The organism is Rhodopseudomonas sp. WA056, assembly GCF_010906995.1.
Lineage (GTDB): Bacteria > Pseudomonadota > Alphaproteobacteria > Rhizobiales > Xanthobacteraceae > Rhodopseudomonas > Rhodopseudomonas palustris_G.
In genome coordinates this window covers 22,473-36,606 of sequence record NZ_QPFS01000006.1, presented here as the reverse complement: position 1 = coordinate 36,606, position 14,134 = coordinate 22,473, and the positions used below count along the sequence as shown (strand labels likewise).

Sequence of the window (14,134 nt, the reverse complement as noted above, 5' to 3'; positions counted from 1 at the left end):
CGGAACTTTTGATTCGACGGGGTGGCGGGAGAGAGCGCGGAACCTATCGGAAGGCGAGTGCCGGGACAACAGCACAGGCAGGGTAGCGCCCGGCAGAGGCTTCGGGTGAGTTGTCACCAAGCGCCGATACTTGCTTTTTTCGAAAAACCTTACGCCCCCCGAAACAGCCAATAGTGTGAAGAGGGAAACCAACGCCTTATCGGCTAAAGTCCCAGACGTTCGCAGTGCCGATCACACGTAGCCCATTGCTCATCAAAGGCGCGGCAACGCCAGCGGCCACCAACAATGCGGTGCAAATAACTGCCAAGGCCAGAAGACCGCGCCAACCGTATCCGCGCAGATACCGGCCGTTGCCAAACCCGAAGTCGTAATCAGGCGGCGGCTTCATGGCTTCCCCCTTGACTTCGAGGTCGCATCATCAGACGAGCAGCGCTCCAGGCACTTGATGATCCAAGCATTTAGAGACTGGCCGTTTTTCTTGGCGCGGATTGCGAGGCGATCCCGCAAGCTGTCCGGTAGCCGGAGCGTGAATTTACTTTCCCCCGTTCCAGCTTCGGGTAGTTCGCCGAACAACGCCTCAAAGAGATCAACGTCTGAACTACGATACCTTTGCAGCCACTCCTGCGCTTGCTCTGGCGTGTAAGGCGTCAAGCCTTCTTCGGGACCCTCAGGGCCATCATCCGCATAGTAATACAGAAAAAAGGCCCCAAACCGGTTTTGGTAAAGATGCTGACCATGCGTGAGCGGGTATTCATCCTCTGTCACATCCCATCCCGCCAATCGCGTCGCGGTTTCGGTATTGTAAGTCTTACCTTCGATGATCCTCTTACACTTATGCATATCCAGCTCCGACGAACATTAACAGATGACGGCACCTCAACATCAGGTGACGGCACCTGAGCATCAGATGACGGCATCTGTCAAGCACATGCCGTCACGTGATTCTCGAAAAATTTCGACTGGATCGCAGCTATTCATTCCCGCCGCTGTGGCGGCCGAAGCGTTTGTAGATGCGTTGCATCAGGGAGTCGGCGACCTCGCGGTAGGCGGCGAGCTTCTGGTCGCGGTTGCCTTCGGTGCCGGTCGGATCGTAGGTCGGCCAGTATTCGACGTCGACCGCGTGGGCGCGGGTCAACTCCAGCGCCTTGTGGTGCGCTTCCGGCGACAGCGTGACGATCAGGTCGAAGTTCAGGCCCTCGTAATCGTCGAGCTGTTCGAATGTGGTCGGCTTGTGCTTGGAGATGTCGAGGCCGCGCTCGGCCATCACCGCCACCGCGAACGGATCGAGCTCGTGGGTCTTCACTCCGGCGGAGCGCACATACATCGTCCGCGGCGCGATGCCGCGCAGCATCGCCTCGGCCATCGGCGAGCGCACGCTGTTCATGCCGCAGGCGAACAGCACGGCGTGCGGCAGGCCGGTCCGCGACGGCGGGGTCATCGCCGCCGTCCGCCGCTCGGCCCACGCCAGGTTGCCCCGCGCGCGCCGCGCATCGTCAGCCCTTCCAGTGCAGCACGGAGATCAGCGTGAACAGCCGCCGCGCGGTGTCGAAATCGATCCGCACCTTGCCGGCGAGCCGCTCCTGCAGCGTGCGCGAGCCTTCGTCGTGGATGCCGCGGCGCCCCATGTCGATGGCTTCGATCTTGTCGGGCGTGGCGGTGCGGATCGCCTGATAGTAACTGTCGCAGATCATGAAGTAGTCCTTCACGATACGGCGGAACGGCGTCAGCGACAGAAGATGGGTGATCACCGGCGCGCCGTCCTCGCGGCGGATGTCGAACATCAGCCGGTTGCCGGTGATGCCGATGTGCAGCGTGAACGGCCCCTCGCCCGCGCCCTCCGGCGCGAAAAGATTCTTCTCGACCAGATCGTAGATCGCGATGGCGCGCTCGTGCTCGATGTCCGGTCCCGAGCGCCCGATCGATTCCTCGTCGAGCGTGACCGCGACGATGCGATTGTTGGAATCGTCTGGTTCCGGATTGCTCATCGCTGATTCAGACGCAGTCCCACCGATCGCGCATGCGCGTCCAGGCCTTCGGCGTTGCCGAGCGCGATTGCGGCCGGCCCGAGCGCGGCGAGCTGCTCGGGACCGCATTTCAGGATCGAGGTCCGCTTCATGAAGTCGAGCACGCCGAGCCCCGACGAGAACCGCGCCGACCGCGCGGTCGGCAGCACGTGGTTGGAGCCGCCGACATAATCGCCGATCGCTTCCGGCGTATGGCCGCCGAGGAAAATCGCGCCGGCGTTGCGGATCCTGGCCGCGAACGCTTCCGGATCGGCGGTCATGATCTCGAGATGCTCGGCCGCGATCGCGTTGGCGAGCGGGACCGCATCGTCCAGCTTGGCGACCTTGATGATGGCGCCGAACTCGTCCCACGAGGCGCGCGCGATCTTGGCCCGCGACAAGGTGATGAGCTGCGACGCGACCGCACGCTCGACGTCTGCAGCCAATACGGCGCTATCGGTAATCAGAATCGATTGCGCGTTGGCGTCGTGCTCGGCCTGCGCCAGCAGATCGGCCGCGATCCAGTCCGGATTGGCGGTCTTGTCGGCGACCACCACGACTTCCGACGGGCCGGCGATCATGTCGATGCCGACGCGACCGAACACCAGCCGCTTGGCAGCGGCAACGTAGGCGTTCCCCGGGCCGACGATCTTGGCGACCGGCGCAATCGTCGCAGTGCCATAGGCCAATGCGGCCACCGCCTGCGCACCGCCGATGCGGTAAATCTCCGTTGCGCCGGCGAGCTGCGCCGCGGCCAGCACCAGCGGGTTGAGCGTGCCGCCGGGCGACGGCACCACCATCACCACGCGCTCGACGCCAGCCACCTTGGCCGGAATCGCATTCATCAGCACCGACGACGGATACGCCGCGGTGCCGCCGGGCACGTACAGGCCGACCGCCTCGATCGCGCTCCAGCGCCAGCCGAGTTCGACGCCGAGCGGATCGGTGAAGCGGTCGTCCTTCGGCAACTGCCGGCGATGGAAGAATTCGATGCGGTCGCGCGCCAGCTTCAGCGCGTCGATCGTCTCGGAATCGCACGCCTTCACGGCGGCTTCGACCTCTGCCTCGCCGACCCGCATCCCGGCTGCGTCCAGCGTCAGCCGATCGAACTTCTCGGTCGCCTCGAGCAGGGCAGCATCGCCGCGATGCGCCACATCGTCGACGATGGCGCGGGTGGCGGCCTCGATATCTGCCGCAACCTCCCGCTTCATCGCCAGGAAGGCTTTGAACTTGGGAGCGAAATCGGGACTGGCGTTGTCGAGACGAAGGGGCATGTCGATTGATCCGGCGGGCGGCTGCGGCGGGGCGGCCTCTGCTCAATGGCGCGGCGTCTTACCGTCGTCAACCCTCATAACCCGCGCGGTTTTCGGCGGCTAGCGCGACGTCTGCCACGGGCCGCCGGATCAGCCGAGCCCATCACGATCATCCGGCAAAGTCCCGGGGCCACCGACCGGATCCGGGCCGAGATCGGTCAGCGCGCATTCGAGGCATTCGACGTCGAGCCGCAGCACGCCGCCGCGGGAGAACATCATCACCACGCTGCCGCCCGGCGGCTCCGGCGCGGAATAGAATTCAAGGCCGATCAATTCCAGCGCTTCGGTCCCGGCGGTCATGTCGATTGCGCGGGACTTGCAGGCCAGTACCCGTTCGAACCGCAGCGCCGCGATCAGCCGGCCGGGCACCGGCTCGCCGGACAACGTCTGCTCCCAGTCCAGCCGGTGCAGCCCGATCACCAGACGCTTCTCGGCCTGACGCCAGACGATGTCGCCGATCTCGACACGGGCATCCTGGACGTGCGCGGAAATCACCGCGAGATCGTCGGGATCGAAGGCGAGCAGTTTGAGATCCGCCACAGCCGGCCCCTTTGCGGCGTCAGCCGCTGATGCGCTCGATATTGGCGCCGCAGGCCGACAGTTTCTCTTCGAGCCGCTCGAAGCCGCGATCGAGGTGATAGATACGATTGACCATGGTCTCGCCCTCGGCCGCGAGCGCGGCGATCACCAGCGACACCGAGGCGCGCAGGTCGGTCGCCATCACCGGCGCGCCGCGCAGCCGCTCGACGCCGTCGATGGTCGCGGTCTCGCCGTCGAGCGAGATCTTGGCGCCGAACCGCGCCAGCTCCTGGACGTGCATGAAGCGGTTTTCGAAGATCGTCTCGGTGATATGCGAGGCGCCCTTGGCGCGGGTCATCAGCGCCATCAGTTGCGCCTGCAGATCGGTCGGGAAGCCCGGGAACGGCGCGGTGGTGACGGTCACCGGGCTGATGCCGGCGCCGTTGCGCGACACCTTGATGCCGTCGTTGTTGACCGTGATGGTGGCGCCGGCCTCGGTCAGCACGTCGAGCGCTGCCTGCAGCAGTTCTGGGCGGGCGCCGGAGAGCTGAACCTCGCCGCCGGCCATCGCCACCGCCATCGCATAGGTGCCGGTCTCGATCCGGTCCGGCAGCACGGTGTGGCGGGCGCCGTGCAGCTTGGCGACGCCCTCGATGATGATCCGCGGCGTGCCGGCGCCGGTGATCCTGGCGCCCATCTTGTTGAGGCAGTCGGCGACGTCGACAATCTCGGGTTCGCAAGCGGCGTTGTCGATGATCGTGGTGCCATTGGCGAGCGCCGCCGCCATCACCGCCACGTGGGTACCGCTGACCGTGACCTTGGGGAACGGGATGGTGGCGCCCTTCAGGCCGCCCGGCGCCTTGGCAATGACGTAGCCGCCGTCGATCGTGATCTCGGCTCCGAGCTTTTCAAGTGCCATGATCAGAAGATCGACCGGCCGGGTGCCGATCGCGCAGCCGCCCGGCAGCGACACTTTGGCTTCGTGCATCCGCGCCACCAGCGGCGCGATCACCCAGAAGCTGGCGCGCATCTTCGACACCAGATCGTATGGCGCGGTGGTGTCGACGATGGACTTGGCGGAGATGTGCAGCGTCTGGCCCTGATATTCATGATCGCCCGGTCGCTTGCCGGCCGCCATGATGTCGACGCCGTGGTTGCCGAGAATACGCTGCAGCAGCGCGACGTCGGCCAGACGCGGCACATTGTCGAGGATCAGGGTTTCGTCGGTCAGCAGAGCAGCGATCATCAGAGGCAGCGCCGCGTTCTTGGCCCCCGAAATCGGGATGGTGCCCCGCAGCTCGTTGCCGCCGATGATCCTGATCCGATCCATGCCGATTCCCGCTGATTTGCCTTGGAATTATACGGCAGAAGCGCCGCCCGTGGCAAAAGCGTGGAATTTGAGGCGATTTCATGGGCGCCAGCAACGGCGCACCGCGCCTTTCAACGCCCAATCAGGGGCCGGGTGCCGTTCGCCGCGCACTCCGGGCGTTACCAGCCCTGGCCGTAAGTGCGGTAATCGCGATGGCGGGGCTCTCGGAACGCCGCGCGCGGATTGACGATGCAGTCGGCCAGACGCCCCGAAGCCGCCGCACGGCACTGACGGTATGAAGCATAGCTGCAATCGCCAGGATAGCCGTAGCCCGGGGAGGTCAGACAATACCCGTAAGTGCGCGCTTCCGCCGCCGGCGTCACCGCGAACAGGGCGGCCGCAACGACCGCAACCGACGACAATGCGAGCGCAGCAGCCCGCGAACGCGCGGCAGTCTTGACCTTGGACAACATGGAAGCTCCTCCTTGGATGTGCGGTGACAACCCGTCGCCGGATTTGTCGTTCCTGCCACGCCAGCGGTTCGCCCCCTTCGCGGCACGACAGGCCCTTTTTGCTCCCTGTTCGGGGGATCACGATTTGATACCCTGCCGACGCGGAAGTTATCGCCTCGGCGGCGCGCAACAGGAACGGCCCGAACAGCCGTTCGTTGGGACCTTATCGGTGCGATCGCACCATTTACCCAAGGAGGTCCTATGAAATCCCGACTTACCCGACTGACCGGTGTTGCCACTGCTGCGCTGCTCGCAACCACGATGGCCGCGGCTGCCCAGAGCCAGACCGACTCGCGCGGCAACGCGATGGGGTCGCAGAATGTCGACAAGGGCGCACCGCGCGCCGGGACCATGGCGCCCGGCACCACCACCGGCATGGGCGGCGACCGCATGAACGCCCCCAACACCCCGGCCGCTCCGCCCGCAGCCCAGGGCGAGGTCGGAACGCGCGGCAACACCAATTCCAATGGTGCGCCGGCCGGAAGCGTCGGCCGCTAAGGCACGACGGCCTGGTTTGCAAAGCCCTGGCGATTGGAGGCTCCGGTGTGACCGGGGCCTCTTTTCATTTTAGACAGCGGCCGAGCTGATGTTGATGGCGCGGAGGATGCTAGGCGACAATGGAGAGCCGCGTGGTCCGGGGACATCCGGCCGATCGTCCGCCGCGTCGGGTCCGCCATCGCAATCCGGCGGCCGGCTGTGTCAGTTGCCGCCAGCGTCGCCACGCCGGCCAGCAGGACCATGACTGCCGCCATCCGGTGCGTCTTGAACGATCCCAACCGGGCATGCGGCCACCGGCTCGGCGCGACCGCGAGCCTGCGCCTTGCGGCGCTTCAGATTGGCGCGCAACGCGTCGGCCAGCCGCTGCTCACGACTGGCTCCCCGAGGTGGCGAATCCTGCATATCGGCCATGGTGAATACCACTGAACTCCAGCCTCTATTCTTCGACATAATGGTCTCGGCATATTGCCGCGAGTGAGACAGCTATGACAATCGATGCTTCGGGGATCGCGCCGGCGGCGCAGCGGACGCTGGCCGTCTGGCATGACGTATTCGTCAGCCGGAACTCCGACCGGATGCGACCGCTGCTCGCCGAGGACGTCGTGCTGCACTCGCCCGTTGTCCGATCGCCGATTGGCGGGCGCACCGCCTGTCTGCTGGTTCTGTGCACCGTCTCCAGCATCTTTCAAGGATTTCGTTACCATCGCACCTATGTCGGCGGTCGTCAGGAGATCGCGCTGGAGTTCAGCGCGGCGATCGACGGCTGGGATCTCAAGGGTATCGACCTGATGCGGTTCAACGACGACGGCGAAATCGCCGAATTCGAGGTCTTGATCCGCCCGCTGCGGGCGCTGTCGGCGCTCGGCGAGGAAATCGGCCGCCGCATCGGCCCGCAACTCATGCAAATCAAACGTTCCACACCGATCCACTGAGCTCTCGCAGGGCGCGAACGCCCGAACGGGGCGCCCGAAGGAGCGCCCAAAGGGGCGATGCGCCCCATTCGCCATGGCGGGGACCGGTTTTTCCTCATCATCCGGCGTGATCCGCTTGCGCCGGATGATGCCCTGTGGCAAGGAACGGCCGCGCCGCGCGGGAGCCCCACTGGCTGATTCCCCGCCCGGTCGATGCTGCCGTAGCTCAGTGGTAGAGCACTCCCTTGGTAAGGGAGAGGTCGACAGTTCAATCCTGTCCGGCAGCACCAGCGATTTTCACAACTCTTCCCCAATTCGACCGAATCTTGCGCTCGGCGCGTGTCTCTGAAGCCGCTCGTCCTTGATCCCCAGGTAGGGATCGCCGGGAGCAGACGCGCCAAGGAACGCGACAGCGAGGCATAGCTTGCGACGACCGTGTCGTCTGCGCGCCTCAGTACGACTTCGCCAGACCGAGAACTTTCTCGGCGATGAAGCTGAGCGCCAGTTGCGGGCTGACCGGGGCGATGCGCGGGATCATCACCTCGCGCAAGTAGCGCTCGACGTGATACTCCTTGGCGTAGCCGAAGCCGCCATGGGTCATCACCGCCTGCTCGCAGGCGGTGAAGCCGGCCTCGCCGGCCAGATACTTCGCCGCATTGGCGGCGGCGCCGCAGGCCATGCCGTGGTCGTATTGCCAGGCCGCCGACATCACCATCAACCACGCCGCTTCCAGTTCGACCCAGTTCTTGGCGAGCGGATGCTGAATCCCCTGGTTCTGCCCGATCGGGCGGTTGAACACGATCCGGGTCTTGGCGTAGTCGGCCGCGCGCGACAGCGCCAGCTTGCCGAGCCCGACCGCCTCGGCCGCGATCAGGATGCGCTCCGGGTTCATGCCTTCGAGGATGTAGTGGAAGCCCTTGCCCTCCTCGCCGATCCGGTCCTCGACCGGGATCTCGAAATCCTCGAAGAACAATTCGTTGGAGTCGACGATCTTGCGGCCCATCTTCTCGATCTCGTGCACCTTGATTTTGGTGCGATCGAGATCCGCATAGAACAGGCTGAGGCCGTGGGTCGGCGATTTCACCTCTTCGAGCGGCGTGGTACGCGCCAGCAGCAGAATCTTGTTGGCGACCTGTGCTGTCGAGATCCACACCTTCTGGCCGTTGACGAGATAGCGGTCGCCCTTCCGCACCGCACGGGTCTTAAGCTGCGTGGTATTGAGGCCGGTGTTGGGCTCGGTGACTGCGAAGCAGGCCTTGTCGCGGCCCTCGACCATCGGCGGCAGCATCCGCCGGCGCTGCTCCTCGGTGCCGAACACGACGACCGGATTGAGGCCGAACACGTTGATATGCACCGCCGAAGCACCCGACATGCCGGCACCGGATTCCGAGATCGTGCGCATCATGATCGCGGCCTCGGTGATGCCGAGGCCGGAGCCGCCATAGGCTTCCGGCACGCAGATGCCGAGCCAGCCGGCGTCGGCCAGCGCCTTGTGGAAGTCGTGGGGAAAGCCGCCCTCGCGGTCCTTCTTCAGCCAATAGGCGTCGTCGAAACCGCTGCAGATTTTGGCGATGGCGTCGCGGATGGCTTGCTGCTGATCGGTGAGTGCGAAGTCCATGGTGGGTGATGTCCTTGGGTGCCGGCGGAGCCGTTCAGCGAATGCGCGACGACAGATTCCGTCGCACGGAACGGCGTTGCCTGGAGCGGCGCGCCTTCCGGGGGGCGCCATCATTGTTGTTTGTGCGGCAAAACGTTCCTATAGGTCGAATCCACTGTCAACAATCGCATCCGCAATGCGATGCGCCGGAATCGCGGAGCACGCCCGATGCGTTCGATGTTGTTCGTTCCAGGCGACAGCCCGCGTAAGTTCGACAAGGCCGTACAGGGCGCAGCCGACGCGCTGATCCTCGATCTCGAAGACTCCGTCGTGCCGGAAAAGAAGGACGAAGCCCGCACGCTGACGCGCACGATGTTGCAGGCCCCGCGCACCGGGCAGCAACTCTACGTTCGCGTCAACGCGCTCGACAGCGGCCGCACTCTCGACGATCTCGCGGCGGTGATGCCGGCGGCGCCGGACGGCATCGTGCTGCCGAAGTCACGCGGCGGCGACGAGGTGCGCACCTTGACGCTGTGGCTCGATGCGTTCGAGGCCGCGGCCCGGCTTGCGGCGGGCACAACGCGCATCGTGGTGGTGGCAACCGAGACCGCCGGCGCGATCTTCGGTCTCGGCAGCTACCAGGATTGCTCGCCGCGGCTCGAGGGGCTGATGTGGGGCGCGGAAGATCTCGCCGCCTCGCTCGGCGCCAGCCAGAACCGCAGCGGCGGCGAATTGCACTCGCCCTACCGATTGGCGCGCGATCTGTGCCTGATGGGCGCTGCAGCGGCGGGCGTCACCGCGATCGACGCGGTGTACACCGACATCGACGACCTCGCCGGGCTGGAGCAGGAGACACGCGCCGCGCGGCGCGACGGTTTCGGCGCCAAGGCGCTGATCCACCCCAAGCAGGTCGAGATCGTCAACGCCGCGTTTGCGCCGACCGCAGCGGAGCGCGCGTGGGCGGAAAAAGTTGTCGCCGCGTTCGCGGCCAATCGCGATGCCGGCACGCTGCGGCTCGATGGCCGCATGATCGACCGGCCGCATCTGCGCGCGGCCGAGAAAATCCTCGGCCGGCTGGCGCGCTGATGCCCGCGACGACGCTCAGCGGTCGAACACGGTGTTGCGCTGCGCATTGACCAGAATGAAGGTCGTCCGCTTCGGAATCTCCTTCAGGTTCTCGGCGCCGATGTAGGTCATCGCCGAGCGCAGGCCGCCGGCAATCTTCTCCACCGTGGCGCGGACCTCGCCGCGATACGGCACCTCGACGGTCTTGCCTTCCGCCGCGCGATAATCGGCGACGCCGCCGTGATATTTGTTCATCGCGGTCTCCGACGACATGCCGTAGAACACCATGCTGGTGGGCACCTGCCGGCCATCCTGTTCGACGCATCTCAGTTCGCCGCCGCACTCGTCGTGCCCGGCCAGCATGCCGCCGAGCATCACGAAGTCGGCGCCACCGCCATACGCCTTGGCGAGATCGCCGGGGACGACACAGCCGCCGTCCGAGCAGACGTGGCCTTTCAGCCCGTGCGCCGCGTCGGCGCATTCGATCACGGCGGAGAGCTGCGGATAGCCGACGCCGGTGAGATCGCGCGTGGTACACACCGAGCCGGAGCCAATGCCGACGCGGACGATGTCGGCGCCGGCGATCACCAGCGCCTCGGTCATCTCGGCGGTGACTACCGTGCCGGCCATGATGATCGCGTCCGGATTCTCCTCGCGCAGCTTGGCCACCGCGCGCACGAACGCCTCGGTGTAGCCGTTGGCAACGTCGATGTTCAGCATCGGCACCTTCACTTTGGCCTTCACGGCGGCGAGCCGCTCCCAATCGGCCGCGCCGGTGCCGACAGTGACGAACACGTTGGCGTCCTCGTCGCTCGACAGATACTCGGCCAACCGATCCGGATCATGGAACTTGTGCAGGGCGACCAGCGCGCCGAACGGCTTGAAGGCGCGCGCCATCTCCAACGTGCCGATGGTATCCATGTTGGAGGCGATCAGCGGAAACCCGGTCCAGGCGCGGCTGGAATGGCGAAAACGCAAGCTGCGGGTGATGTTGGCCTCGAACCGCGACGACAGCACCGAGCGTTTGGGCCGGATCAGCACGTCGCGAAAGTCGAGCTTCGGGTTCAAATCGATGTGCACGCGCGCCACTCCCGGTTTCATCGGCCGAACGTCGACCTTAGAAAGGAATCATTGCGCATTGGTTGGCGCACGGGAAGGGAGAACGGAATGCAAGTGGCAGTGATGGGGGCCGGCGCGGTCGGGTGCTATTTCGGCGGATTGCTGTCGCTGGCCGGCCACGACGTGACGCTGATCGGACGACAAAGCCATGTCGATGCGATCGAGGCGAACGGCCTGCTGCTCGACACCAAGGACGGCACCCAGCCCATCCCGGTGCGCGCCTTCACCGAACCCGGCACCATCGCCCCGCCCGATCTGGTGCTGTTCTGCGTCAAGTCGGCCGACACCGAGAGCGCGGGCCGCGCGCTGCAGCCTCGCCTGAAGCCGGACAGCGTGATCCTCAGTCTGCAGAACGGCGTCGACAACGCGACCCGGCTGCAAGCAGCGATCGGTCATCCGGTGATCGCCTCGGTGGTCTATGTCGGCACAGAGATGGCCGGCCCCGGCCATGTGCGGCATCACGGTCGTGGTGACCTGCTGATCGGCGCCTCGGCGCAGAGCGAGGCGATCGCTGCGATGCTGACGGCGGCGAAGATTCCCACCACGGTCGCAGCCGACATCGATCAGGCGCTGTGGTCGAAGCTGATTTTGAACTGCGCCTACAATGCGCTGTCGGCAATCGCCGACCTGCCCTACGGTCCGCTGCTTGCGGTCGACGGCGCCCGGGAGGTCGTGATCAATGTCATCAACGAGTGCATTGCCGTCGCACATGCAGGCGGCGTCAGCATTCCCGACGACGTCATGACCAGGACGCTGGCGCTGCCGGCAGCAATGCCGAGTCAGAAATCGTCGACCGCGCAGGATCTGACACGCGGAAAGCCGAGCGAGATCGATTTTCTCAACGGCACCGTGGCGCGGCTCGGCGCCGCGCGCGGCGTGCCGACCCCGACCAATCTGGCGCTGACGGTGATGGTCAAGCTGATCGAAACCAGCCGCGGCACCGCCTCGCACTGATCAAGGCGTCGTCTTGATCCGGCAGTTGTAGGCCTTGCGGAAGCCGGCGGCGCGCGCGTCGTCCTCCGAGCAGAACCAGCGGTTCGGTTTGGTCAGGCTGGCGTAGCTCGGACAACCGCGGATCTGATACAGGCCGACATTACCGGTGATGCGGGCTCGTCTGGCGATCTTGCCCTTGATGGTGCAGCCCGGCAGCATCGCCGGGGTATCAGGAAACATCGCTTCGATCAGCGCGGCGCGCTTGTCCTCACGACAAGCGGCGCCGCGCAGCGCGGCGTCCCTGTTCCAGCGCCTGAAGTCGTTCGGCGCCACGAAGCAGCCCTGCCACAATCCCTTGTGCTCATCCCTCGCTTTGGCCTCGTCGCCGGCGAAACGATCCTTGCCGCCGGTGACGGCGTTCAGTGCAAAGCCGTCCTGCACCATGCGGCGGCTGAGACTGTCGGTCTCACCGGCGATCGCGCAGGTGCCGAGGCGTCTTCCCTTGAACACCGGGTCGGGCCCCAGATCGCGACAAGCGACGCTGCGGCCACCGATCAGCTTGACCAGCGCATCGCGGGCCTCGATCCCGCAGGCCGACGGATCGGCGAACTGGTTGACACAGCGCTGATCGAGCTCCGGCGCATCGATCCCCTCCAGCCGGAACACCTTGTCGCCGAGCTGCACCGTATCGCCGTCCTTCACCACCGCATCGGCGGCGACCGCCGGCGACGTCATCATCGCCAGCCCCAGCACCATCACGATCAGTCGACGCATTCTCAAATCCTCGTCCCGCCTGGCGACCACTCCGGCCATTCACAGTCATACCAGCCGTGCGCCGAAATGGTAGTCGCCCAACGCCGGAGCGCTTTGCGAGCGCGCGGGCACTTGCTAGAACCGCTTCATGTCCGATCCAGCGATCCACGGTCCGGCGATGTCGTTCGACGACAAGGCGCGGATGATTCAGAACCGTCGTTCGATCCACGGCGCCATCATCGGCTTGCAGCTCGACCGCTATGCGCCGGCGGAGGCGTGGAGCAGCCTGCCGTATCACCCGGTGTTCGTCGGCGACGTCTCGACCGGGGTCATCCACGGCGGCGTCGTCACCGCGATGCTCGACGAAAGCTGCGGCATGGCGGTGCAGCTCGCACTGCCCGGGACAGCCGCGATCGCCACGCTCGATCTGCGGATCGATTACTTGCGGCCGGCGACGCCCGGACAAGAGATGCGCGCCCACGCCCATTGCTATCACATCACGCGCTCGATCGCGTTCGTTCGCGCCACCGCCTATCAGGACGCCGAGGACGTCCCGATCGCCACCGCCACCGCGATGTTCATGATCGGCGCCAACCGCACCGACATGCTACGGCAGACGCCGAAGGTGACGATGGACTCCCCACCGGAGCTGGTGGCGCCGGACGATCCCGACGGGCCGCTGGCGATCAGCCCGTATCCGCGCTTCCTCGGCATCCGGGTCGACGACGACGCGCGGGCGATGATGCCCTACAATCCGAAGCTGGTCGGCAATCCCATCCTCCCGGCGCTTCACGGCGGCGTGATCGGTGCATTCCTCGAGACGGCGGCGATCGTCAGCGTTCGGCGCGAGATGGGCCTCGCCGCCGCGCCGAAGCCGATCGGTCTGACGGTGAACTACTTGCGCTCCGGCCGGCCGCTCGACACCTTCGCCAAGGTCTCGATCGTCAAGCAGGGCCGCCGCGTGGTGGCGTTCGAAGCACAGGCCTATCAGCGCGATCCTGCCGAGCCGATCGCATCGTGCTACGGCCATTTCAAACTGCGCTCCGGCGTGGCCGAGTAGATCCCGCACTCGGCCTGCAACAATCACCGCCGACACCGGGGCAACGGAGCCGCGATTAAGCGGCGATTCACCACGCTTCGCCCGGCGGAACCGGTTTCACCCCGGATTCAGCATTGCAGGAATAGGTATCGCGCTGTCGCAACGGGCACTGGCCTCTCGCGGCACATTGCTGCGAGATCGACCCCCTCCGATGACCGCGAACAGCAAGATCGCGAACGCCGTCTACATCGAATTCGTTCGGTTGCTGTACACCGCGCGCTGGCCGATCGTGGTGGTCGGCTGCGCGACGCTGAGCACGGGCCTCGCCGTCGCCTGGCAGACCCGCGACGCGGTGATGGCGGTGATCGGCGTCACCGGCATGGCGGTGACGCTCGGCCGGCTGGCGCTGTGCTTCGCGTTCGACCGTGCCGTGGCGCGGCGACCGCTCGATGTCGCGACGGCGATGTTGTGGGAGCGCCGGCTCGCCATCGGCGTGATCGACCGGGGTCTGCGTCGGCGCCTTCGCGACGCGCTGCTTCCTATTGCCCGACCTCGCCGCGCAC

Annotated in this window: 18 protein-coding genes and 1 tRNA gene; 7 read left to right on the top strand and 12 right to left on the bottom strand. The window is 65.8% G+C overall.

The features are described from left to right. Positions 1-196: 196 nt before the first annotated feature. The 8 genes from DU475_RS02645 to DU475_RS02610 all read right to left on the bottom strand — a co-directional run bounded on the left by DU475_RS02645 (position 197) and on the right by DU475_RS02610 (position 5,617). The gene (locus DU475_RS02645; RefSeq protein ID WP_164630510.1) at positions 197-388 is read right to left on the bottom strand and encodes a hypothetical protein; all 192 of its coding nucleotides are present in this window, start codon (positions 386-388) and stop codon (positions 197-199) included. Further along, positions 385-840, bottom strand: a complete 456-nt coding sequence (locus tag DU475_RS02640; RefSeq protein ID WP_164630508.1) for a toxin-antitoxin system HicB family antitoxin — start codon at positions 838-840, stop codon at positions 385-387. The genes DU475_RS02645 and DU475_RS02640 overlap by 4 nt, the downstream gene beginning before the upstream one ends. 130 nt (positions 841-970) lie before the next feature. After that, positions 971-1,438 carry an arsenate-mycothiol transferase ArsC gene (locus DU475_RS02635; RefSeq protein ID WP_164630506.1) on the bottom strand — a complete coding sequence of 156 codons (468 nt, stop codon included), beginning with the start codon at positions 1,436-1,438 and terminating at the stop codon, positions 971-973. Between the two features lie 55 nt (positions 1,439-1,493). Continuing rightward, on the bottom strand, positions 1,494-1,985 hold the full coding sequence (locus DU475_RS02630; protein ID WP_013504375.1) for a UPF0262 family protein: 492 nt from the start codon (positions 1,983-1,985) through the stop codon (positions 1,494-1,496). Beyond that, the gene (gene hisD, locus DU475_RS02625; RefSeq protein ID WP_013504376.1) at positions 1,982-3,277 is read right to left on the bottom strand and encodes a histidinol dehydrogenase; all 1,296 of its coding nucleotides are present in this window, start codon (positions 3,275-3,277) and stop codon (positions 1,982-1,984) included. Before hisD ends, DU475_RS02630 begins: the two co-directional genes overlap by 4 nt. A 129-nt stretch (positions 3,278-3,406) precedes the next feature. After that, the gene (locus DU475_RS02620; RefSeq protein ID WP_047307451.1) at positions 3,407-3,856 is read right to left on the bottom strand and encodes a DUF2948 family protein; all 450 of its coding nucleotides are present in this window, start codon (positions 3,854-3,856) and stop codon (positions 3,407-3,409) included. A gap of 19 nt (positions 3,857-3,875) precedes the next feature. After that, on the bottom strand, positions 3,876-5,165 hold the full coding sequence (gene murA, locus DU475_RS02615; RefSeq protein ID WP_047307452.1) for a UDP-N-acetylglucosamine 1-carboxyvinyltransferase: 1,290 nt from the start codon (positions 5,163-5,165) through the stop codon (positions 3,876-3,878). A 158-nt stretch (positions 5,166-5,323) separates the two neighbouring features. After that, positions 5,324-5,617, bottom strand: a complete 294-nt coding sequence (locus tag DU475_RS02610) for a DUF3551 domain-containing protein (protein ID WP_142883590.1) — start codon at positions 5,615-5,617, stop codon at positions 5,324-5,326. A 240-nt stretch (positions 5,618-5,857) separates the two neighbouring features. Between DU475_RS02610 and DU475_RS02605 the strand changes: the two genes are divergently transcribed. From DU475_RS02605 to DU475_RS02590, 4 genes are all read left to right on the top strand, one after another. Next, a complete protein-coding gene (locus tag DU475_RS02605; protein WP_047307454.1) occupies positions 5,858-6,154 on the top strand; it encodes a hypothetical protein in 297 nt (98 codons plus the stop codon). A 264-nt stretch (positions 6,155-6,418) separates the two neighbouring features. Next, positions 6,419-6,580 (top strand): hypothetical protein, encoded by a 162-nt coding sequence (locus DU475_RS24565; RefSeq protein WP_205524193.1) that lies wholly within the window; start codon positions 6,419-6,421, stop codon positions 6,578-6,580. Between the two features lie 59 nt (positions 6,581-6,639). After that, a complete protein-coding gene (locus DU475_RS02595; RefSeq protein ID WP_164630504.1) occupies positions 6,640-7,086 on the top strand; it encodes a nuclear transport factor 2 family protein in 447 nt (148 codons plus the stop codon). A 194-nt stretch (positions 7,087-7,280) separates the two neighbouring features. Beyond that, positions 7,281-7,355, top strand: a tRNA-Thr gene (locus tag DU475_RS02590). A 161-nt stretch (positions 7,356-7,516) separates the two neighbouring features. Here the strand turns inward: DU475_RS02590 and DU475_RS02585 are convergent. Then, positions 7,517-8,683: an acyl-CoA dehydrogenase family protein gene (locus DU475_RS02585; protein WP_164630502.1), complete on the bottom strand. Its 1,167-nt coding sequence runs from the start codon at positions 8,681-8,683 to the stop codon at positions 7,517-7,519. A 207-nt stretch (positions 8,684-8,890) separates the two neighbouring features. Between DU475_RS02585 and DU475_RS02580 the strand changes: the two genes are divergently transcribed. Then, the gene (locus DU475_RS02580; RefSeq protein WP_047307458.1) at positions 8,891-9,748 is read left to right on the top strand and encodes an HpcH/HpaI aldolase/citrate lyase family protein; all 858 of its coding nucleotides are present in this window, start codon (positions 8,891-8,893) and stop codon (positions 9,746-9,748) included. Positions 9,749-9,763: 15 nt separating this feature from the next. On the opposite strand, the gene DU475_RS02575 is transcribed toward DU475_RS02580, so the two are convergent. Continuing rightward, positions 9,764-10,807, bottom strand: coding sequence for a GMP reductase (locus DU475_RS02575; RefSeq protein ID WP_047307459.1), 1,044 nt, complete (start codon positions 10,805-10,807; stop codon positions 9,764-9,766). Between the two features lie 87 nt (positions 10,808-10,894). Here DU475_RS02575 and DU475_RS02570 point away from each other — a divergent pair, with 87 nt between their 5' ends. Then, positions 10,895-11,800 (top strand): ketopantoate reductase family protein, encoded by a 906-nt coding sequence (locus DU475_RS02570; protein WP_164630500.1) that lies wholly within the window; start codon positions 10,895-10,897, stop codon positions 11,798-11,800. Here the strand turns inward: DU475_RS02570 and DU475_RS02565 are convergent, their stop codons facing one another. Further along, a complete protein-coding gene (locus DU475_RS02565; RefSeq protein ID WP_013504387.1) occupies positions 11,801-12,553 on the bottom strand; it encodes a thermonuclease family protein in 753 nt (250 codons plus the stop codon). It abuts the gene before it with no gap. A 127-nt stretch (positions 12,554-12,680) separates the two neighbouring features. On the opposite strand from DU475_RS02565, the gene DU475_RS02560 reads away from it, so the two are divergent. Next, positions 12,681-13,592 (top strand): PaaI family thioesterase, encoded by a 912-nt coding sequence (locus DU475_RS02560; protein ID WP_041807551.1) that lies wholly within the window; start codon positions 12,681-12,683, stop codon positions 13,590-13,592. Between the two features lie 222 nt (positions 13,593-13,814). Here the strand turns inward: DU475_RS02560 and DU475_RS24185 are convergent, their stop codons facing one another. Beyond that, positions 13,815-14,060: a hypothetical protein gene (locus DU475_RS24185; protein WP_246700226.1), complete on the bottom strand. Its 246-nt coding sequence runs from the start codon at positions 14,058-14,060 to the stop codon at positions 13,815-13,817. Between the last annotated feature and the right edge of the window lie 74 nt (positions 14,061-14,134).